Here is a 20536-nt window from a genome sequence, read left to right as displayed (position 1 = left end):
CGCCCTGAGCAACGCGAAGCGCGCCGAAGCAGCCCCACAACAAGCCCGACCACTGCGGAGCCCTGCAACTCAGCCCTTAGTCCTCGGCACTGCAGCAGGTGACCCAGGCAGCCACCCCCCGGCCAGAACTTCATCCTGAATAACCCAAGGGCATTCCTCGGGAAAACAATCCAGCCCGGTTTCGCTCACCGCTTGAGCAATCGCACGCGCCCACACCATATCCAGCCAACGAGGCTCTTGCAATTTAGGCGCCAAGCTCGGCGACTCATCCAGCGCATAGCTGATTTCCTTGCGTTGAGCCGTTATCGTCTTTTCCCAACTAGCGCCTCTGCGCTCAGGCTGATACGCCCACTTGAGCAAGTGCGCCAGCAAAACAACCATACGGCTGGCCAACTCACGCTGTTCGCTTTTGCCCACGTCTTCAATCTCCCCGGCAATATGCTCGATGTCCAGCAAGTCAAACCGCCCGGCACGCAACAAGCGCGCTTGCTCAATTGCCCAAGCATTGATGTCATGTTCGTAGGTTTGCATGGCAAAACTCCTTCCAACCGTATCCCGCTAAATGCTAGCACGCCCATAACTGCGAACCCGGGCTTCACCGGGATGGCATCGCAAGGCGTGCGGCCTGACCCGCGCAAGCGAGAAAGGCGCCTGGAGGAGCCGGAAAGGCATTTCACGGCGCCCGTTAAAGGCCTGCGGCGCGCTTCCCCCGTGGGGCGCCCCGAACAAGCTCGTAGGGCGCCCTGAGCAAAGCGAAGCGCGCCGAAGCCCACCGCCCGCACACCCCAAGCTCAAGCCGCCCACCCAAACCACCCGGCACAACAAAGCAAGCGCCCGAGCCACACCCGCTACGGCGCAGTTCGCTACCGCTCAGTGCGCCCTACGCCGAACGCAAGGCCGCGCCTTCGGCGCTGATTGTGGTGGATGGTGTTTGTCGCAGCCGAAAAAAGCGGCTTCATCGTTTTCAAATGCAGGCGCTTGTGAAGATGCTGATATTGATGCATATTTACATCAACCTCAGCACAAGGAGAACCCAGTGAGAACGACCGTGACGATTGAGGATGCCCTGTACCAGCAAGCGCTTGACGTGGCAGATCCGACGATGGACAAGGCCGACCTGTTCCGCGAAGCAATCAAGACCTTCATTCGGGTTCGCGCGGCCAAGCGCCTCGCCGCCCTGGGCGCCACTGAGCCAGACATGCAGAACGTGCCGCGCAGGCAAGCGGCGCCTGCGCAATGAAGGATGTACTCGTAGACACCTCGGTTTGGGTCGAGCATTTTCGTGAGCGCAACGACGCGCTGATTGATCTGCTCACCTCTGACCGCACCCTGATGCACCCCTTGGTTCTGGGGGAGCTTGCTTGCGGAACGCCGCCTGCGCGCACCCAGACGCTCGGGGATTTAGCGCTGCTCCGCCCGTCCCAACAAGCCACCCTGCCTGAAGCAATGGCGTTCATCGAGCGAGAAGCACTTTTCGGGCTGGGCTGCGGGCTGGTGGATGTGCTGTTACTGGCATCAACGCTGATGACGCCCGATGCTCAATTGTGGACGCTGGACAAGCGCCTGGCCGACCTGGCTGTCCGCTTTGGGGTACTGCACCGACCTGCGCTGCATTGATGGCCCCAAGCGCATGAGCCGGCGCAGCCAACTGCTCAAGTCAGGCCACCGAGGCGGTCAAGTTCGCTGGATTGCACACCAAAGGCTGAAAAAGTGAAATGACCCGCGCAAAAGTGAAACGCCCCCTCCAAGGTCGCCACAACAAGGCGAGGCTCGCGGGCACTGCGTGCGGGAACGAGACTTCCGGGAGCTCGCCCCAAGCCTGCGGCGCCCTTTCCCGTAGGGCGCCCTGAGCAACGCGAAGCGCGCCGAAGCCTCCCCCACAACAAGCCCGACCACTGCGGCGCGCTTCGCTGCGCTCAGGGCGCCCTACTCCGAGCGAAGCGCATCGAAGCAGCCCCACAACAATCCCGGCCACCGGGCTCGGGCGCCCGGGGCGTCATGCCAGTCAGTCAAGGAAAAATCGCCGTTCGCCCTGAACCTGTCGAAGGGCAAAACGGCGATTTTTCCAGGGGGAGCAAGCCATTCATGGTTCGACAGGCTCACCACGACTCGCTTGACTGACGGGCATTACACCAAGACCCGAAAAAGTGAAACGCCCCCCCCCTCCAAGGTCGCCACAACAAGGCGAGGCTCGCGGGCACTGCGTGCGGGAACGAGACTTCCGGGAGCTCGCCCCAAGCCTGCGGCGCCCTTTCCCGTAGGGCGCCCTGAGCAACGCGAAGCGCGCCGAAGCCTCCCCCACAACAAGCCCGACCACTGCGGCGCGCTTCGCTGCGCTCAGGGCGCCCTACTCCGAGCGAAGCGCATCGAAGCAGCCCCACAACAATCCCGGCCACCGGGCTCGGGCGCCCGGGGCGTCATGCCAGTCAGTCAAGGAAAAATCGCCGTTCGCCCTGAACCTGTCGAAGGGCAAAACGGCGATTTTTCCACGGGGAGCAAGCCATTCATGGTTCGACAGGCTCACCACGAACGGCTTACAAGCCCTACCTCTACGGCGCAGTTCGCTACCGCTCAGTGCGCCCTACTCCGAGCTAAGCACGCCGGCCGCAGGCCGGCCCGCCACTTCCCGTAACCCCAGTACTCAGCCGAAGGCGCCCCCAGCACTCAGCCCCCTGCCGAAGGCACGCCACATACTTTGCCAGCACCGCATCCCGATCCAGGTTCTGTTCCGCCCAGGCCCGGCCGGCGGTGCCGAGGCGCTGGCGCAGGCAGGGGTCGGCCGCGAGTTGCAGCACCACATCGGCCATGGCTTGCGGCTGCTCGGGCGTGACCGTCAAGGCCGCACCCTCGCCAACCCCAATAGCTCTTTCTCCTTCCAAACCCTCTTGAAATCGGTTTGCAAAGAAAAAACGTTGTTGCATTGCACAAACACAGCTTGCCTGAGCATCCCAACGCGCCGGATGAATTTGTCACACTCCTCACTCTTTCGTCTTTTTATCGAACGAAAGAAGACTAAAATCCCGCCCTCCGCGTCAGGCAGCACCATGCAGCACAAGCATCACATCGACAGTTTTCGTGCACTCTCAATCCTCTTCGTCATGGCAGGCCACTTGAATACGCCGTCAATGGCGGAGGGTGGCTCAAAGTGGTTCTACTTTCTGGTATCCAATGCCACGGCTTGGTTCGTATTCATATCGGGCTACCTTTTTTGCGCACTCGAATCCCTACGCTTCAACTATCGGCGCTACCTCGCCCGGAAGCTGAAGAACGTCGTTTCGCCCTACGTGATATTGATCTGCCTCGCGAGCACGATCTCTATCGTGCGCGGACGGCATGAATACCTCGACCTGAGCGCTCCGGCTTATTTCATCTGGTCAATCATCGTCGGCGGAGATTTCATAGGTCCGCTCTGGTTCATGCCGATGATCTTCGTTTTCTTTCTGCTCTCACCGGCATTCCTTGCCACAGCTCAAGCCAAATGGCTTCACCTGGCGACCATTGCAGGGCTCATGATTTCTGTATTTACCTGCAGGCCGATCTACAACCTGAATCCGGTCCTGAGCTTCTTACACTTCGCCGGCTTCTACCTCGCTGGAATTTCAGCTTGTCGTCTTGAAGAAATCGGACACATACAGAAGCACTGGATCATCTGGACACTCATCGGCTTGCTTGTTTTCGGATCATCAATAATCGTAAATTCTGAAAACACACATACACCACCGGGCTTCATGGCAAACATCGGGCGACTGGATGTCGCGCAAGTCTCGAAACTGGGGCTGCTCATGATACTGATGCCATTACTCATGAAGTTCATGAACCGGGAGGTTCGTGCATTAAGATTTCTGGCTTCCATCAGTTTCGGTCTCTTTTTTCTGCATGGCTTTGTAAGCTTTGCATTCAGCTTCACATTGCCGATGCTCCCCGAAATGAGCTGGATGTCGTTATTTATCATGGAAACGCTCGTGGTTTTCGGCGCGTCGATCTTTATCGTACGGACAATTCAAAAAACTCTAAGAGAGAGAAGTCGTCATGTCATTGGTTGCTAAGTCTCTGTTCATATCGGCCGGGATACTCATCTGCTCCAACGCTATTGCCGCGGAATCCACAGATCGGCATTTGCGCATTCTCGTCGCCGGCCAATCAATTTCTTCCAACTGCAATCAGCATCGATTCGGTCCCGAAGCGGGGGTCTTCCAGGTATCAAAAGATGGTTTAGAAATCGAAGCACGCGACCCTCTGCAATGGGCAGACTGCGACGGCGGCTCAATCTGGCTGCCACTGGGAAAGCGGATCATTGAATCCGGTATGGCGCAGAAAGTGACTTTCATGTCCATCGGCGTCGGAGGCACGAGCGTGCATGACTGGCGCCCCGGCGGTCGTGCCTACGCCAAACTCCAATCAGCGTTCAAACTGATCGAAGACAAAAAAATACGCTTTGATTACGGATTCTGGCTCCAAGGGTCGAGCGACATTGGAAGCGACCCCATTCGATATGAAAATGCGCTGAAAGACCTTGTCCGGGAGCTCAGACAAACAAGCGGTGCACGAGACTGGCTGATCGCAATCCATTCAAGCTGCTTCGGGCAGTCTGACAATCGAATTGCACAAGCGCAGGAGCGACTCGCCCGCAACGCCCTGCACGGCTACTTCAAGGGCCCGGACATCAACAGTATTGAGAAAGGGCTCCGCACAGACAGCTGTCACCTGAACAAGGCTGGGCAGGAGGTCGCCGCTGGACTGTGGTTTAAGGCGTTGCAAGACGCCCAGAGAACAGACCATGTCACCGAAGAGGAAACGCTCTTGCGATTCTTCCGATGAGCTCGCCAGTCAGGCTGCCATAGCCGCCTGACTCAAACCAAGAGGCCGCCACGGAAAGCCAAGGCGATTCACAGGCAGCCTCATTACGGCTCACTTAGAAAAGATCAACTGCCTCGCAGCGCCCATGATAAACAGCGTGTTCGTCACGAAATAACGCTTCCACAAGCGGCGTGGCTCGGAGCACAAACGATGCAGCCACTCCAGGCCATTGCGCTGCATCCACAGCGGTGCCCGGATAATCGTTCCGGCGTGGTAATCAAAGGCCGCGCCCACACCGATCATCACGGCATTGATCCGGCCGCGATGCCCAGCCATCCATTTCTCCTGCTTCGGGCAGCCCAAGCTCACCCACACCGTGCCCGCACCGGACGAATTGATCCGCTCAACGATCTCGGCATCCTCCTCGGGCGTCGCTGCGCGAAAAGGCGGCGAATAGGCGCCAGCAATCTTCACTCCGGGAATCTTCTCGCCCAGCACCCGCTGCAAGGTATCCAGCGTTTCGGGCGTACCGCCAAACAGATAGATCGACTCTTCCGACCCAGCGATGGCCTCGCAGTACTTCCACATCAGATCCGGGCCATTGATCCGCTCTTGTGAGGCATGTCCGAGCTTGCGCAGCATCCAGGCAACGGGCGCACCGTCAGGCGTCGACATGTCAGCGCCGTCAAGCACCGCACCGAAAGACGCGTCCTGCGCAGCGGTCACCACAGAATGCGCATTCACGATGCAGACATAACGGCTCTCACATGCACGTCCCCATGCCTGAATCCGGCGTATGGCTCCATCCCAGTCGATGACATCGATGGGGGCCGTCAGCACAATTTGCGTCTTGCGAACCAGATCATTCATTTCCTAATTTCCTTCGCCTTGGCTTCGATCGCTTCTGCGTAAATCGCCATCAACTGCTGATAATTCGTTGCCGCCGTGTACTTGGCCTCGTACTCGGCACGCGCATTCCGCCCCATTCGCGCCATCTCATCGGGGTTCGCCTCAGCCCAGGCCAGCTTCTGGGCCAGATCGGCCGCATTGCCCGGCTCGAACAGCAAACCTGTGCGCCCCTCCTCCACGATCTCGGCTAATGCCCCCAGGCGGCTGGCAATCACCGGCAAGCCCGAAGCGAAAGCTTCAACAATCGTGCGAGGAAAACTTTCGTAACAAATGCTAGGCACTACCAAATAAACCGCATTACGCATGGCTTCGAGAATGAAGGGCAGATCCCGGAAACCGAGATAGCGCTCGCCAAATGCCTTCTCTGCAATCCCGGCCAACTCGCCGCCACCGATCACCGAAACCCTGGCAGCACACTGCTCAGCCGCCCCCGCCAGCACAGCTATGCCCTTTTCCGCAGAGAGTCGGCCAACGAAAAGTCCGCCGCTGCGCGCGCCTTCAAGATCCGCCGGGCCGGCATCGATGAAATTCGGCTTGATCACGATGCGCTCAGCAGGCAAGCCACCTTCAATCAACTTATCGCGACAGAAATGATTCAGCGCGATATAGCGGGTCACCTTCTTGTCGTAAGTACCCATGGCCCGGTGAACGCTCACCATCCCGGCCAGCACGGCAGACTGTGCATAGGAGTTCCGGTAGCACTTGCGAACCACGCCACGCCAAGGCAGATTGCCCTTACAGTCTTCACAAACCTCTCCGCCACGCAAAAACATGGCCTGGGGGCAATGCAGGCGGAAATTGTGGATAGTCTGGACGACGGGAATACCCAAATGATCCGCAGCCCAGTAAATGGAAGGAGAAATCAGCGGAAAGGTGTTGTGCACATGAATCAGGTCGGGCCGGAACGCCTTCGCCCTCTCCTGGAGCAACGCCTTGTTGCCCGGGTTCCAGAACGTCGCCCTGATCAACTGCGGCCTGGACATTCCGTCGATGGCATCGTTGGAGGCGAAACAAGTTTGAACGCTTGAGCCGTGCGAAGAGAGAAGCTGTTGTTCGGCGTCGACAACAGAATCCTCCCCACCGCGATTTTTATAGGCATTATGAACTAGCAGAATTTTCATCTTTTGTGCAGATCACGACACCAGAAACGAACGCAACTCACTCGCCACGCGAGTCGTTTCAAAATAATTCAAAAACCTCTCTCGCGCTGCACTTCCAGCAGACTGCAACATATCTTCGTCAGAAAAAATCGCAATCAACACTCTGGCTGCAGCTTGAACATCCCCAAGAGGAATCCCCCAGCCAGTCACCCCGTCTTCAAAAGCCTCCCCCATACCACCTGCCTTGGGGGCAAACACGGGCACACCACAAGCCTGCGCTTCAATCAATACAATTCCAAAACTCTCCATCCGGGCTACATGGATATAGGCTCTGTGCCCGGAAATTAAACTAGCCGCATTAGGCACGAATCCCTTAAAAAAGATTTGAGACTCAACATCCAAATGTTTCGCACGTTGCTTCATCCGGCTCAAGTCAGGCCCGTCACCTACAACAGTCAGGGTCAGAACGCGTCCCATACTTTTCGCCGCAGCAAGAATCTCGACGAGATAAAGCTGGTTCTTCCTCGGCTCGACAGTCCCGATCGTAATCAAATCCGCCACAGGGGAGGCAACTGAGACGTCACGTGGGTCTGATACAAAATTCGGCAATACCACGGAGCGCACAGCCTTAACGGAGGGGATCCGGCTTTCTACATGCTCTTGCATGAAGCGCGACACATAAACAATTCCATCCAACTGCGGCAACACCCTAGCCTCAAATGCAAGAATGCTCCGGTAAAGCCACCCATCTTTATCGATCAAGCCCATGCCGACCCACTCGTCGGCTTGAGAGATATTGAAATGAGCCACCAGCACAACGCGCTGCCCTGGACGCCTGACACGCAATGCAGCGGCTGCGGACAATGGGCACTGTGCATACACGACGCAACCCTCCGCATCACGCAAACTGCGCCGCAGGGCTATTTTCAATACCCATGCGTGAACCTCGCGGTACCACCATACACTCCAGCTGGTACTGAAAAAATGAATCAGGCGGCGCAGCGCGAAAAGCGGATACACCAGCAGCTTGCTGACGGAGTAAGGCGTCACAAGACACGTTTCAATCGCCCGAGATTGCAGATACCCCATGAACTGCTGAAAGTGAGTTTGAACCCCCGTCACACCCCGAGGCCTCATTATGGTCGAAACAACTATCCTCACACGCTTCTCCGAACATCAACACAACCCAAACATCCAAACAAAATACCTAAAAAGCCAAAAAAAACACAAAACCAAAAACTCAAAACAAAATTTTATAAACAAACCTACTAACCGGAGGTGGAATTATTGCAAATAATGTATTCCTCACTCTTACTTTCTTCTGCCACAACGCCGCAAGAAAACCCTTTAAAAAATTTACCCCCAACTGTTTGAACGTAAACCGATAAGGACTCTCCAGAGAATTATTTACTCTGCAGACATTGTACAAACTATCGACAATTACATTATTAAACGAACGCACCCCAGACACACTATTTCTACTCAAGAACAGCAACAACCCATCAATATATTCTGGCTTTTGATTCTGGCACGCACTAGAAGAGTGCTGCCGATAGGCATACAGAGCCTCATTCACCCTCGCAACACTTTTAGCACTCCTGTAAACATCAACCAAAAAAACCATATCTTCGCAATAACGGATACTCTCATCAAACTTATGAAGAGGTAGAATCGACCGCTTAACTACACGACACCACGCATACCAAGCTCCTGCTACACATGCAGATTCAAAAGCGCTCAACCCATCATCTGGACTACAAACAAACTCGATCGGCGCTCTATTATTATCGACCCCTTCCCCAAAGCGTCGAAACCCTATTTCGATTAGGTCGGGCGAAACAGAATCGATCAAGTCAAATATTTTTTTATAGTAATCTGAAAAAAAATAATCATCAGCATCCAAAAACGCAACATAGTCTCCAGACGCCAAATTTAAAGCCGCATTCCTAGCAGCGCTAACACCCGAGTTGCGCTGACATATCAACTTCAAAGACCCATCTTCAATATTTTTCCCAAAACTCTCGCGAAGAACGCCAACAGTGTTATCCACACTACCGTCATCAACAACAATAACCTCCCCCACTCCAGACGGCAGCAGCGCGCTACCCACGCATTCAACTATATGCTCTTCAGCATTAAAAGCTGGAATGATTACAGAAACTATCATAGCGGCACGCTCTTCAAAGTAGAAACTATGTTTCTTAATGCAAAAACCGGACTCACAAACAAATCCAGATATCCACAAAAAACGCCAACAACAAGAACCCTAGTTTCCCTAAACAAAAAATAGGAAAGAAAATCCGCCACAAAATAAGACAACACTGAAGCAACCGCCGCGCCATGTATCCCAAACAAAGGAACAAAGAGTAAATTCGCCGCGACGCACACGCTCGCAGTAATCAACGATTTATATAACTCTATTTTTGAATTTCTTGTGATAATCAAAAGACGACTAAAGAGGGCCCCCGGTATAGAAAACAACAGAGTAAGACACAATATCCGAAGAACCCCGGAGGAATCTGAAAACCCACTTCCAAACAAAAACAGAATCAAAACATCCGAAAGCAAAAAAACAGAAAATACAGTTAAAATTGCTATAAAAAAATACACCTGACCAAGAGCTTTGCAGTACCTTGAAAACTCTTCCGGAAAATCAACTCTCGAAGTCAGGTGCTTATAAAAAGTCAATGAAACAATCTGACCAATCAAAAACAGCTGGATAACAATTTTTGAAGCAGGGGCATAGATAGCAATCTTTTCACCAGCACCAAAGAATGACAGGATTAAATTATCCGCATACATGTAAACTGGGTATATGACCGACGCCGCCAGAACAGGAAAAGCCTCTCTTATCAGCCTAAAAGTCTCGCCAACTCCAACGCCATCACCTATCAATTCTCGCGCGTGATAAACATTTATGAAAAAAAACAAGGCCGACTGCACCGGCAGATAAAGAAGGCACAGCGAATAATCAGCCCCACTCACAACGAGAAATAACAAAAAAAACAGCCCTACAAGCCTAGAAAAAATAGCCGCCTGAGCACACTTTTCCGCGAGATTGTGCGCCTGTAAATATATTTTCGCCGGATTGCTTATGGAAAAAGCAAAGCCGCAAGCCACCACCAAGACGTTGAACAGTGAAATTTTTTCGCCAAACTGCAGGACGAAGTAAACAAGCCCTACATAAGGAAAAAAGAGAATTGATTGAATAATAAGCACACCAAGCAAGCACCCTTTCCCCTTGCCTTTTGAGAACTCTCTAGCCAAAAACTGATCCAGCCCGAGAGTTATTAAAAATGCTAACAACGCGCAAGCTGACTGAGTAGTCGCAAGATGGGCCACCTCAACTTTAGAAAAATATCTTGCCAGGATAACAAGCGTACCAATACCAAACAGCACGGCACTAAAAACATCAACCGAATACAAAAATGATTTTCTTAGATTAAAGGACAACATAGAAACCCGTCGCAATCATTTCTTTGGCATGAATAAATTAAAAATTGGCAGCCATGGTTTTTTTACTAAAATAAATCGGAGCCAACCAAACAAGCCAAAAAACAAGCGCCCCATGGGGGGACTCTAACGCCACCTCAAAGAAGCAATAAACAATGGCCAACGTAGCCGTCGCTACGGAGAAGGCAATACCTTGGTCTGTTACAGGTTTTCTCCTCATGGAGAACACAAAAGCCAAGAGCAACCCCAGACCTATCAATCCGTACCGGTAGAACATTCCCATGAACGAGTTATGAGGCTCAAGCAGATCCTCGTCAACAAACCCCTCGTAGGGCTTTGTTTTCTCGAAAAACGACAAAAAATGACCGTTCCCGATCAACATGATCGAATCCGACGTTTTCGCGTTTTCAATGATTGACTTCCAGAAAACAGTTCTCGTCTCTGCCGTGCCTGCAGCGTCACCTCTCTCACGATTAAAAACAGATTCTGGCGCCTGATATTCAACTCCAGCCAAGCCCGCAGCACCAGCAATAAACTGTGCCACCACGGGATGCCAGCTCAGGGTAACCAGGACTGTCACCCCCAGAACGGCGGCGCCAACGAGATTTCTGAGCGCAACTGCTCGATAGAAATCCTTGCGCGCATTAAATAACCAAGCAACATTTGAGAATATGAGTCCAAGCACCAGCCCTATTACCGGAGTACGGTAGGCCGGCCCTCCACTTGAGACCCCTGATACAACGAGAAGAAAACAAATCAAAACAACCAATACCGACACAGCTTTTTTCCTTCCCTTGACCTGGTCATCAAAAACAGAAACTAGCAAAAAAAATGCCAGAACCTGGGAAGAGATAGTTGGCTGTAAATTCTCTAGAAATCCGCCCAAGGTACACAACAACACCAGAAGCGAAAGTATCTTGTACCTTTCTCGAATAACACGATAGAGCCGATCGCCATACGTAATGACCAGAGCAGGCAATAACGAGTAGAACGCCATAGCCGCGCGCCTTAAATTATTATCCCCCCACAAATCATTGCTTCTCTCATAGCACATCCACAACAAGGCCATCAAAATCAAGCCGGCTGCGTACTTGAAACTTCGGATGTGATGAAAAAAAACACCAGCAACCGAAACCACATTCATCAGGATTACCACATCAAGCAAGTAGATCGGTCCAACGCCGATCTTCGTTGCCGCGCGATTAGCCAGCAAAATAGATAGCAAGGCTATGAAACTTAAAAACTGAATCAGCTTAAAACCTTGTGACGATGTTTCTTTCACCAAACCTCCGGAGTCTAATTAGGGCGTGCTGGCAGGTCTTGCCTTTTGCCCAAACCTGATCGCATTACTGAACCAACGCTCACCCGTGGTACGCCTCAAACGCACTCCTGATACGCGCCTCAAGCTCCACTGCAGCCCTCCCGCCCCCCTAGCGCATTCATAAATTCAGTTCGAAGAGCGCCCGCTTCGCGGGCTTCAAGGTGCAAGCTGCAAAAAACCGCCTTCATGCCAAGTACGCCTTGAATGCGCTGCTGATCCCTGCTTCGAGTTCCACCGCAGCTTTCCAGCCAAGCGCGTTGAGACGGCTGCTGTCCATTATTTTCCTTGGGGTTCCGTCCGGCTTGGTGGCATCAAACTCAATCGCCCCCTTGTAACCCACCACCTTAGCCACCATTTCAGCGACCTCGCGAATCGTCACACCCGAGCCAAAGCCAACGTTGATATGGCTGCACATCGGGCTGGTGTTCGCAATCCCGGCGTCAACATCGTGGCGCATTGCTTCGGAATTTGGATTAGTTGTGCGTTTCATGGTTTTTGGGCTTCGCCCTCGTTTTGCCTTCATTCACGCAGAAGCCCGCGCCCCTTTTTTATCGGGCTACGCGGGCTTCCTTCCGTTCCTACGCCATATATTCTTGTTGGCTTGGTGAGAGCGGCGGTCAGCGTTCGGTTGAAACCGCCACCTCAAACCCCGCCCCTTTCAGCAAGGCATGCCGCTTGGCCGCCTCAAGATCAGCCGCGACCATTTCCTCACACATCTGCTGCACGGTGATTTCCGGCACCCAGCCGAGTTTTTCCTTGGCTTTGGTCGGGTCGCCCAGCAGGGTTTCGACTTCGGCAGGGCGGAAATAGCGCGGATCGATTTTTACGATCACATCGCCGGGTTTTAACGGCGGGGAGTTGGGAGTGGGGAGTCGGGAGTCGGGGTCGCCTTCGGCGGTGTGCTGAGTGCTGGGTGCTGAGTGCTGAATGAGGGCGTGATATTTGTCGGTGAGCGATTCGACGATGCCGATTTCTTCCACGCCCTGCCCTTCAAAGCGCAGCTTGATGCCGAGGTGCTCGGCGCTCCAGGTGATGAACTGGCGCACGCTGTATTGCACGCCGGTGGCGATCACGAAGTCTTCGGGCTGGTCTTGCTGCAGCATCATCCATTGCATGCGCACATAGTCTTTGGCGTGGCCCCAGTCGCGCAGGGAATCGATATTGCCCATGTAGAGACATTTTTCGAGGCCCAGCGCGATATTGGCGAGGCCACGGGTGATCTTGCGGGTGACGAAGGTTTCGCCCCGGCGCGGAGACTCGTGATTGAAGAGAATGCCGTTGCAGGCATACATGCCATAGGCCTCGCGGTAATTCACCGCGATCCAGTAGGCGTACATTTTGGCCACCGCATAGGGGCTGCGCGGGTGGAAGGGGGTGGTTTCGCGCTGGGGGATTTCCTGCACCAGGCCATAGAGCTCGGAGGTGGAGGCCTGGTAGAAGCGGGTTTTCTTTTCCAGGCCAAGGAAGCGGATGGCTTCGAGCAGGCGCAAGGTGCCGACCGCGTCGACATCGGCCGTGTATTCGGGCGACTCGAAGCTCACCGCCACATGGGATTGGGCGCCGAGGTTATAGACCTCGTCCGGCTGCACTTCCTGCAGGATGCGGGTGAGGTTGGAGGTGTCGGTGAGATCACCATAGTGGAGCTTCAGGCGGGCATGCTCGATATGCGGATCCTGATACAGGTGGTCAATACGCTGGGTGTTGAACTGCGACGCGCGGCGCTTGATGCCGTGCACTTCGTAGCCTTTTTCGAGCAGAAATTCAGCGAGGTAGGAACCGTCTTGCCCGGTGATGCCGGTGATGAGCGCTTTTTTCATGGCTTGGGTGAAGGATGGAATGCTGGATCGGGATGCGTGCTGCGTATTTCAATGTGTAAAGGGCCGCTGATCGCGGCCCTGGCGGAGTTTGCTTTGCTCAAGCGGCCTTTCGCGCCGTGCGAGGCGGGCTTGCCCGCACGACAGGAAAAGGCCGGCGTGCGGATCAGGCGGGCTGGAGGGCGGGCGCCCTGGCCGGGCGCTCGATGCTCTCCCGCGCTTCGCTGCCGAGGTAGGACTCGTAGGCGAGGCGCAGGCCGGTTTCGAGATTGATCTGTGCCTGCCAGCCGAGCTTGTTGAGCCGCTCGCTGCTCATGAGCTTGCGCGGCGTGCCGTCGGGCTTGGTGGCATCGAACTCGATGCGGCCCTGGTAGCCGACCACGGCGGCAACCTTTTCGGCCATTTCGCGGATGGTGAAATCTGACCCGTAGCCCACGTTGATGTGGCTGAGCATGGGGCTGGTGTGCTGGTCGTAGGTGGCTTTGTCGAGATTCATCACGTAGACGCTGGCGGCGGCCATGTCATCCACATAGAGGAATTCGCGGTAGGGGGTGCCGGTGCCCCAGAGCTGCACAGAATCGGGCCGGCGCAGCACGGCGAGGCCGCCGCGCTCTTCGTCGCGCAGCAGGCCGAGCATGGCGAGGATGTCTGCCGGGATTTCGCCGTATTGGCGCTCGTTGGCGATGATGCCGGCGAGATCGCCCTCCATCGCCATGCGGGCCAGGTGGAACTTGCGGATCATGGCGGGCAGCACGTGGCTATTGGCCAGGTGGTAGTTGTCACCCGGGCCGTAGAGGTTGGTGGGCATCACGCTGCGGTAGTCGGTGCCGTATTGGCGGTTGTAGCTTTCGCAGATCTTGATGCCGGCGATCTTGGCGATGGCGTAGGGCTCGTTGGTGGGCTCGAGCTGGCCGGTGAGGAGCGCCTCTTCCGTCATCGGTTGCGGCGCGTGCTTGGGGTAGATGCAGCTGGAGCCGAGGAAGAGCAGCTTCTGGATGCCGGCGCGGAAGGCTTCCTGAATCACGCTGGTTTCGATCATCAGGTTGGAGTAGATGAACTCGGCCGGGTAGGTGTTGTTGGCGTGAATGCCGCCCACCTTGGCGGCGGCGAGGTAGATCTGGTCGATCTCTTCGAATTGCAGCAGGTGGCGCACGGCGGACTGGTCGGTGAGGTCGAGCTGCTTGTGGCTCTTGGTGATGATGTTTTCACGCGGCACGCCTTGCGCCACCAGCTGGCGGACGATGGCGGAGCCGACCATGCCGTTGTGGCCGGCGACGAAGATGCGGGGGTGGGCAGCGCCGGCGGAGCGCTGGGCGCTGAGAGCGGAGTGCTGAGTGTGAGGGGTGTTCATGATGCGGGTGGCCTGCTTGCGGTAAGGATTTGCCGCACCGGCGCGAGCGCGCCAGGCGGTGCGGCGCGGAATCGGGGGTCAGCGAATGGCGCGCTGTGGCTGGCTGAGTGAGGCGACGGGTGAGGAGGCGGTGGCCTCGACCACGTTTGCGCCGCCTTCCGGCTGGCCAGCGGCCGAGAAGCCGGGCCCGAGCAGTAGCACGCCAAAGCTGGCGAGGCATACGGCGGCACAACGGATGTAGAAACTCATGATTCCCCCGGGTTCTGCTGGTTTGTGCGGCGTTGCGCCTGCTGCAGGTCGGCGGGTGCGCACGCGCCAGCCGGTGCATGAGGCCAGACAAGCGTTTGCACCCTTGCCCGTTTCATCGCCTTGATGCCTTCAGACCTGCCGATGGTCGGCAAACCTGGTAACCGCGTCCGATTTCTGTTGCTTCGGTTTTGTACGGTCTTGCCCGAATGGTACGGCGTCCGTCACGGGGGTATGTGAGACGTAGTTCTCGTTCACGAAAAAATGAACAGGATCAAATGTGAATTCATGTTGCGGGGGTGGCGCGGGCGCGACGGTTGTGGGGTTTTTGGTGGGAGGGTTGGGAGTGGGGAGTTGGGAGTGGGGAGTTGGGAGTTGGGAGTTGGGAGTTGGGAGTTGGGAGTTGGGAGTCGAGCGTGGGTGGGTTCGGCGCGGGTGGGGCGTGGGTGCGCCCGTTCGGCAGGCGTGAGTCGGGTTCGTAGGGCGCACTGAGCGGAGCGAACTGCGCCGTGTGTGCCAGGCATCGTGTGGGTGGGGCGTGGTGCCCTGCCCTGCGTTTGAGGTGCGTTGAGTCGGGGGCGGAAGCCTGGGGATGAGGGCGCGGGTAGGGCGCGGGGGTGCGTGCCGGTGCGGGTGCGGCGCGATTCGCTTCGCTCATGGCGCCCTACGGTGGGCGCCCTACGGGTGCGCCCCTTCGGCAGGCGTGAGTCGGGTTCGTAGGGCGCACTGAGCGGAGCGAACTGCGCCTTGTGTGCGAGGCATCGGGTGGGTGGGGCGTGGTGCCCTGCCCTGGGTTTGAGTTGCGTTGGGTCGGGGGCGGAAGACTGGGGATGAGGGCGCGGGTGCGGGCGCGGGGCTGCGTGCCGGTGCGGGTGCGGCGCGATTCGCTTCGCTCATGGCGCCCTACGGTAGGTGCCCTACGGGTGTGCCCCTTCGGCAGGCGTGAGTCGGTTTCGTAGGGCGCACTGAGCGGAGCGAACTGCGCCGTGTGTGCCAGGCATCGTGTGGGTGGGGCGTGGTGCCCTGCCCTGGGTTTGAGTTGCGTTGGGTCGGGGGCGGAAGACTGGGGATGAGGGCGCGGGGTTGAGTCGCGATTTGAGGGCGACTTTTGTGAGTGGGCTCGGTGCGATTCGGGGACGATGGGTGCGGCGGGGTTTGGGCGGGCGGGTGCGTGCGCGTGGGTGCGGGTGCGGCGCGATTCGCTTCGCTCATGGCGCCCTACGGTGGACGCCCTACGGGTGCGCCCCTTCGGCAGGCGTGAGTCGGGTTCGTAGGGCGCACTGAGCGGAGCGAACTGCGCCGTGTGTGCCAGGCATCGGGTGGGTGGGGCGTGGTGTCTTGGGCGCCCTCGGTGTGCGCCGGGCGGCGCGTGCGGGTGGGGCGCGATTCGCTTCGCTCATGGCGCCCTACGGTGGGCGCCCTACGGGTGTGCCCCTTCGGCAGGCGTGAGTCGGTTGGTAGGGCGCACTGAGCGGAGCGAACTGCGCCGTGTGTGCCAGGCATCGGGTGGGTGGGGCGTGGTGTCTTGCGCGCCCTCGGTGTGCGCCCGGCGGCGGGCGCGGGTGGGGCGCGGGGGTACGTGCCGGTGGGTGCGGCGCGATTCGCTTCGCTCATGGCGCCCTACGGTAGGTGCCCTACGGGTGTGCCCCTTCGGCAGGCGTGAGTCGGTTTCGTAGGGCGCACTGAGCGGAGCGAACTGCGCCTTGTGTGCCCAGGCATCGGGTGGGTGGGGCGTGGTGCCCTGCCCTGCGTTTGAGGTGCGTTGAGTCGGGGGCGGAAGCCTGGGGACGCGGGCGCGGGTGGGGCGCGGGGGTGCGTGCCGGTGCGGGTGCGGGTGCGGCGCGATTCGCTTCGCTCATGGCGCCCTACTGTGGGTGCCCTGCTGTGGGTGCCCTGCTGTGGGCGCCCTCGATGGGCGGGCGGGGCTCAGGCGGTGCGGCGGTAGGCGATGTACCAGGCGATGCTGAGGACGAGGGCGGCGCCGAGGGCGTCGGCGAGGAAGTCGCCCACGCTGGCGCTGCGGCCGGGCAGCCAGATCTGGTTGATTTCGTCGGCCATGCCGAGCAGCACCGCCCCGACGAGGGCGCTGCGCCGGGTACGGCCGAGGCCGACATGAAGCAGGCCGGCAAACAGTGCGAAGTAGAGCAGATGGGCGAGTTTGTCCCACGGGGCGGAAAAGAGGCCTTCGGCAACCGGCTTGGAGCCGAGCACGAAGAGCGCCAGCACCAGCACACTGGCGGCGGCGGCAGAGAGTTTGCGGACGGTGTCTGCCATGGCGGAGCCCTCAGAAGGCGGTTTCGTCCTTGGCCACGACGCCCACGGTGCGCAGGATGATGCGCAGGTCGAGCAGGAGTGACCAGTTGCGCAGGTAGGCAAGGTCGAGCGCGATGCGGCGCTCCATCTTGTCGAGCGTGTCGGTGAGGCCGCGGGCGCCGCTGACCTGGGCGAGCCCGGTGATGCCGGGGCGCACCTTGTGGCGGATCATGTAGCCCTTGATGAGCTTGCGGTATTCCTCGTTGTGCGCAACGGCGTGCGGGCGCGGGCCGACGATGCTCATGCGCCCTTGCAGCACGTTGATGAACTGCGGCAGCTCGTCGAGCGAGGTGCGGCGCAGGAAGGCGCCCACGCGGGTAACGCGGGCGTCGTTGCGGGTGGCCTGCTTCACGACGGCGCCATTGTCGGTGGCTGTCATGGAGCGGAATTTGTAGACCAGCACTTCCTTGCCATCGAGGCCGTAGCGGCGCTGCTTGAAGATGATCGGGCCGGGCGAGGAGAGCCGCACGGCGATGGCACAGGCCAGCAGCACGGGCGAGATGCCGATCAGGATGAGGGTGGAGAGCACGATGTCTTCCATCCGCTTGAGCACGGCGTTTGCGCCGGTGAAAGGCGTTTCGCAGACGGCCACGACGGGGATCTGGCCGACCTGCTCGACGCGCGCCTGGATGAGCTCGGTCACGAACACGTCCGGTGCGAAGAAAACAGAGGCGGTGGTGTCCTTGAGGTCGTCAAGCAGCGCGAGGATGCGCGGTTGCGATGCCATGGGCAGCGCGATGTAGATCTGGTCGATGCCCTTGCGCTTCACGTATTGCGCCAGCTCGGGCACACCGCCCAGCAGGGAGGCGCGGCCGAGGTAGGCCTGGATGCGGTCAGCGGTGCGGTCGTCAAAATAGCCCTTGAACACGATGCCCGAGTAGGGGTCGGTTTCGAAGTGCTCGGCGAGCCGTGCGCCGGTTTCATTCGCCCCGACGATGATGGCGGTCTGCTTGGCGCCCGCCACAACGCGCAGCAGCAGGCGGCGGGCGATTTCATGGGCGATCAGCAGCGCGGCGAAGGTGCTGAGCTGCCACAACAGAATCACGCTCGGGTTGAAGTAATCGGCGAAACCGGTGGCTCGCCCGAAAAGCGTGATGGTGATGCACAGCGTGGCCCAGGCCAGCACCGCCTTGAAGGCCATGCGGCGGCGGTTCTCGGAGATGCGCAGCAGCCCGGGGTAGAGCAGCAGGAAGGTGAGCACGGCGAGCGCGGCGTAGTGGCGATCAAAGCGGATGCCGTGCCACTTCACGCTGAGGATCAGCATGAGAACCACGAGACAGGGGCCGAGCAGGGTCTCGACCACGCCGATCAGCGGGAAACGGGTACGGAGGGCGCTCTCCTGCCCCGTCCAGGAGATTGCCGACACAGAGTGCTTCATTGAAAACTGTCAATTTTGATATTTCGGTCGAGAATGCCAGATCAGACCAAAGGAAAGGCTGTGAATATTTCACGCGGGAGCAAATTGATTCGGTTTCCGGACGTGTTTGAGCAATTTTCACAATGCGCGCCTGCAACACCCTGAATTCCGCATGCTCGGTCTGCCTGCGTGAGGCGGCCGGCGCCTGACGGGGCGTCGTGCATTTGTAGGCCATTCGTAGTAGAAAGCCTGTGTCCGTCATCCACGCTCATTAAAGGTTTTACGCAGATGAAACTCGCACCCCTCTCCGGCCTGGTGGCTTCTGTCGCCCTGCTCTCCGCCTGCTCGTACCTGCCCTGGAAGTCCGAGGCACCGCTGCAGGTGCATGTGAACGTGATCGGAGCCCGCAGCCTGGGCTCGCAGGAAGCACCTTCGCTGGCAGACATGAACTTCCCGGCAGGTGACGGCAAGCCCTACACGATCAACTTCCCGATGACCGTGTCATTCGAATGCGATGCGGACCGTACCCAGTGCAAGCATGCGGTGACCAACACCGAGCTCACGATCTCGTCCGAAAAGCAGAGCGCGAATGCAGTGAAGCTCACCGCCACGCTGCGCACCAAGAGCCCGACCGCCAGCAGCGTGCGCTACACGCAAGACGCCAAGGCGAAAAACCAGGTCGCCCAGATCACCACGCCCGACGCCGGCAGCCCCGAAGTGCAGCAACTCAGCGCCGTGCTCCAGCGCGGCGGCTCGCTCGACCTCAACGGCGCCAACGACGTCCGCCTGCGGGTGACGGTGAAGTAAAGCCGCTTCTCGTTCATGGTGACGTAGGGCGCACGGAGCGATGCGAACTGCGCCGCGGAAATACGATCAAGCCGGAAACGGCTCTTTGGAAACGCGGATGGGCTTGAGTACGCGCGGCTTCGGGGGTTGTGTCTTGGCCCCCGCTTCGGCGCGATTCGCTTCGCTCATGGCGCCCTATGGGTGGTAACAGCGCCAACGACTGCGGGTGACGGTGAAGTAAGGCCGTTTCTCGTTCATGGTGACGTAGGGCGCACTGAGCGCAGCGAACTGCGCCGCAGACATACGCGCGCGGGTTCTGGGAAACGCTGATGAGCATGTGCGCACGCGGTTTCCGGGGAAGTGTCTTGTGCCCCCGCTTCGGCGCGATTCGCTTCGCTCATGGCGCCCTACGAGTGGTGTTGGCCACTAAACGCAACGAACTGCACCACCCCAAAAGGACATTGCCCCTCCTGCCCGCCGCGCTCCACACTCGATCGATGGACTATCGACGACTCTGGCAGGCGGGCGGCACGTATTTCTTCACGGTCAATCTGCTGCGGCGCGAAGGCAATGATCTGCTCGTGCGCCACATCGACCGACTGCGCGAATCCGTGGCATGGGTGCGGCGCCGGCATCCCTTCATCATCCACGCTTGGGTGGTGCTGCCGGATCATCTGCACTGCATCATCGAGCTGCCTTCCGGCGATGCGGATTTCGCGGTCCGCTGGCGCCTGATCAAGCAGCGGTTTTCGCGTGGCATCCCGGCAACAGAATCCCGCTCCATGACGCGAGTGCGGCGGGGCGAACGGGGCGTCTGGCAACGTCGTTACTGGGAGCACCTTGTCCGCGACCAAGCCGATTTCGACGCGCACATGAACTACGTGCATATCAATCCGCTCAAGCATGGCTTGGTCTCTGCGGTGGCGGACTGGCCGTTCTCGACGTTTCACGCCTGCGTGGCCGCCGCCCGCTACCCGCGGGATTGGGGCCGCGGAGACATGCCTTTGCCGACCTACGAGGATTGAGATGGAGGCGGCTTCGGCGCGATTCGCTCATGACGCCCGAGGGGCGATGTAGGGCGCACTGAGC

Annotated in this window: 19 protein-coding genes; 6 read left to right on the top strand and 13 right to left on the bottom strand. The window is 58.1% G+C overall.

Annotated features, from left to right (window positions below; all coding sequences use genetic code 11):
* Positions 1 to 69: 69 nt before the first annotated feature.
* Positions 70 to 531 carry a DUF29 domain-containing protein gene (locus ABDB87_RS14160; RefSeq protein WP_345928145.1) on the bottom strand — a complete coding sequence of 154 codons (462 nt, stop codon included), beginning with the start codon at positions 529 to 531 and terminating at the stop codon, positions 70 to 72.
* Between the two features lie 400 nt (positions 532 to 931).
* Between ABDB87_RS14160 and ABDB87_RS14155 the strand changes: the two genes are divergently transcribed.
* The 4 genes from ABDB87_RS14155 to ABDB87_RS14140 all read left to right on the top strand — a co-directional run bounded on the left by ABDB87_RS14155 (position 932) and on the right by ABDB87_RS14140 (position 4818).
* Positions 932 to 1240, top strand: coding sequence for a hypothetical protein (locus tag ABDB87_RS14155; protein ID WP_345928143.1), 309 nt, complete (start codon positions 932 to 934; stop codon positions 1238 to 1240).
* Positions 1237 to 1617, top strand: coding sequence for a type II toxin-antitoxin system VapC family toxin (locus ABDB87_RS14150; RefSeq protein WP_345928141.1), 381 nt, complete (start codon positions 1237 to 1239; stop codon positions 1615 to 1617). Before ABDB87_RS14155 ends, ABDB87_RS14150 begins: the two co-directional genes overlap by 4 nt.
* Before the next feature lie 1169 nt (positions 1618 to 2786).
* Complete coding sequence (locus tag ABDB87_RS14145) at positions 2787 to 4046, top strand: acyltransferase family protein (RefSeq protein ID WP_345928139.1); 1260 nt, start codon at positions 2787 to 2789, stop codon at positions 4044 to 4046.
* Positions 4030 to 4818, top strand: coding sequence for a sialate O-acetylesterase (locus tag ABDB87_RS14140; protein WP_345928137.1), 789 nt, complete (start codon positions 4030 to 4032; stop codon positions 4816 to 4818). Before ABDB87_RS14145 ends, ABDB87_RS14140 begins: the two co-directional genes overlap by 17 nt.
* Positions 4819 to 4908: 90 nt before the next feature.
* Here the strand turns inward: ABDB87_RS14140 and ABDB87_RS14135 are convergent, their stop codons facing one another.
* The 12 genes from ABDB87_RS14135 to ABDB87_RS14080 all read right to left on the bottom strand — a co-directional run bounded on the left by ABDB87_RS14135 (position 4909) and on the right by ABDB87_RS14080 (position 18682).
* Complete coding sequence (locus ABDB87_RS14135; RefSeq protein ID WP_345928135.1) at positions 4909 to 5667, bottom strand: WecB/TagA/CpsF family glycosyltransferase; 759 nt, start codon at positions 5665 to 5667, stop codon at positions 4909 to 4911.
* Positions 5664 to 6827, bottom strand: a complete 1164-nt coding sequence (locus tag ABDB87_RS14130) for a glycosyltransferase (protein ID WP_345928133.1) — start codon at positions 6825 to 6827, stop codon at positions 5664 to 5666. The genes ABDB87_RS14135 and ABDB87_RS14130 overlap by 4 nt, the downstream gene beginning before the upstream one ends.
* A gap of 12 nt (positions 6828 to 6839) precedes the next feature.
* Positions 6840 to 7943: a glycosyltransferase family 4 protein gene (locus ABDB87_RS14125; RefSeq protein ID WP_345928286.1), complete on the bottom strand. Its 1104-nt coding sequence runs from the start codon at positions 7941 to 7943 to the stop codon at positions 6840 to 6842.
* Positions 7944 to 8046: 103 nt separating this feature from the next.
* A complete protein-coding gene (locus ABDB87_RS14120) occupies positions 8047 to 8973 on the bottom strand; it encodes a glycosyltransferase family 2 protein (protein ID WP_345928131.1) in 927 nt (308 codons plus the stop codon).
* Complete coding sequence (locus ABDB87_RS14115) at positions 8970 to 10262, bottom strand: oligosaccharide flippase family protein (RefSeq protein ID WP_345928129.1); 1293 nt, start codon at positions 10260 to 10262, stop codon at positions 8970 to 8972. Before ABDB87_RS14115 ends, ABDB87_RS14120 begins: the two co-directional genes overlap by 4 nt.
* Positions 10263 to 10299: 37 nt before the next feature.
* Entirely contained in the window at positions 10300 to 11541 is a 1242-nt protein-coding gene (locus tag ABDB87_RS14110) for an O-antigen ligase family protein (protein WP_345928127.1), read from the bottom strand.
* 223 nt (positions 11542 to 11764) lie between these two features.
* Positions 11765 to 12070 carry a Rossmann-fold NAD(P)-binding domain-containing protein gene (locus ABDB87_RS14105; RefSeq protein WP_345928124.1) on the bottom strand — a complete coding sequence of 102 codons (306 nt, stop codon included), beginning with the start codon at positions 12068 to 12070 and terminating at the stop codon, positions 11765 to 11767.
* 127 nt (positions 12071 to 12197) lie between these two features.
* On the bottom strand, positions 12198 to 13397 hold the full coding sequence (gene gmd / locus ABDB87_RS14100; protein ID WP_345928122.1) for a GDP-mannose 4,6-dehydratase: 1200 nt from the start codon (positions 13395 to 13397) through the stop codon (positions 12198 to 12200).
* 163 nt (positions 13398 to 13560) lie between these two features.
* Positions 13561 to 14652 (bottom strand): GDP-L-fucose synthase family protein, encoded by a 1092-nt coding sequence (locus ABDB87_RS14095; RefSeq protein ID WP_428715125.1) that lies wholly within the window; start codon positions 14650 to 14652, stop codon positions 13561 to 13563.
* 171 nt (positions 14653 to 14823) lie between these two features.
* Positions 14824 to 14994, bottom strand: a complete 171-nt coding sequence (locus tag ABDB87_RS14090) for a hypothetical protein (protein WP_345928118.1) — start codon at positions 14992 to 14994, stop codon at positions 14824 to 14826.
* 1923 nt (positions 14995 to 16917) lie between these two features.
* Positions 16918 to 17265, bottom strand: a complete 348-nt coding sequence (locus tag ABDB87_RS14085) for a VanZ family protein (protein WP_345928116.1) — start codon at positions 17263 to 17265, stop codon at positions 16918 to 16920.
* A gap of 10 nt (positions 17266 to 17275) precedes the next feature.
* Entirely contained in the window at positions 17276 to 18682 is a 1407-nt protein-coding gene (locus tag ABDB87_RS14080) for an undecaprenyl-phosphate glucose phosphotransferase (protein WP_345928114.1), read from the bottom strand.
* 267 nt (positions 18683 to 18949) lie between these two features.
* Here ABDB87_RS14080 and ABDB87_RS14075 point away from each other — a divergent pair, with 267 nt between their 5' ends.
* Both ABDB87_RS14075 and ABDB87_RS14070 read left to right on the top strand, forming a co-directional pair.
* Positions 18950 to 19468: a hypothetical protein gene (locus tag ABDB87_RS14075; RefSeq protein ID WP_345928112.1), complete on the top strand. Its 519-nt coding sequence runs from the start codon at positions 18950 to 18952 to the stop codon at positions 19466 to 19468.
* 398 nt (positions 19469 to 19866) lie between these two features.
* On the top strand, positions 19867 to 20472 hold the full coding sequence (locus ABDB87_RS14070) for an REP-associated tyrosine transposase (protein WP_345928110.1): 606 nt from the start codon (positions 19867 to 19869) through the stop codon (positions 20470 to 20472).
* Positions 20473 to 20536 lie beyond the last annotated feature (64 nt).

This window comes from Uliginosibacterium paludis, from assembly GCF_039631355.1.
Taxonomy (GTDB): Bacteria; Pseudomonadota; Gammaproteobacteria; order Burkholderiales; family Rhodocyclaceae; genus Uliginosibacterium; species Uliginosibacterium paludis.
The sequence above is the reverse complement of the archived record's forward strand: the minus strand, read 5'-3'. Positions and strand labels throughout refer to the sequence as shown.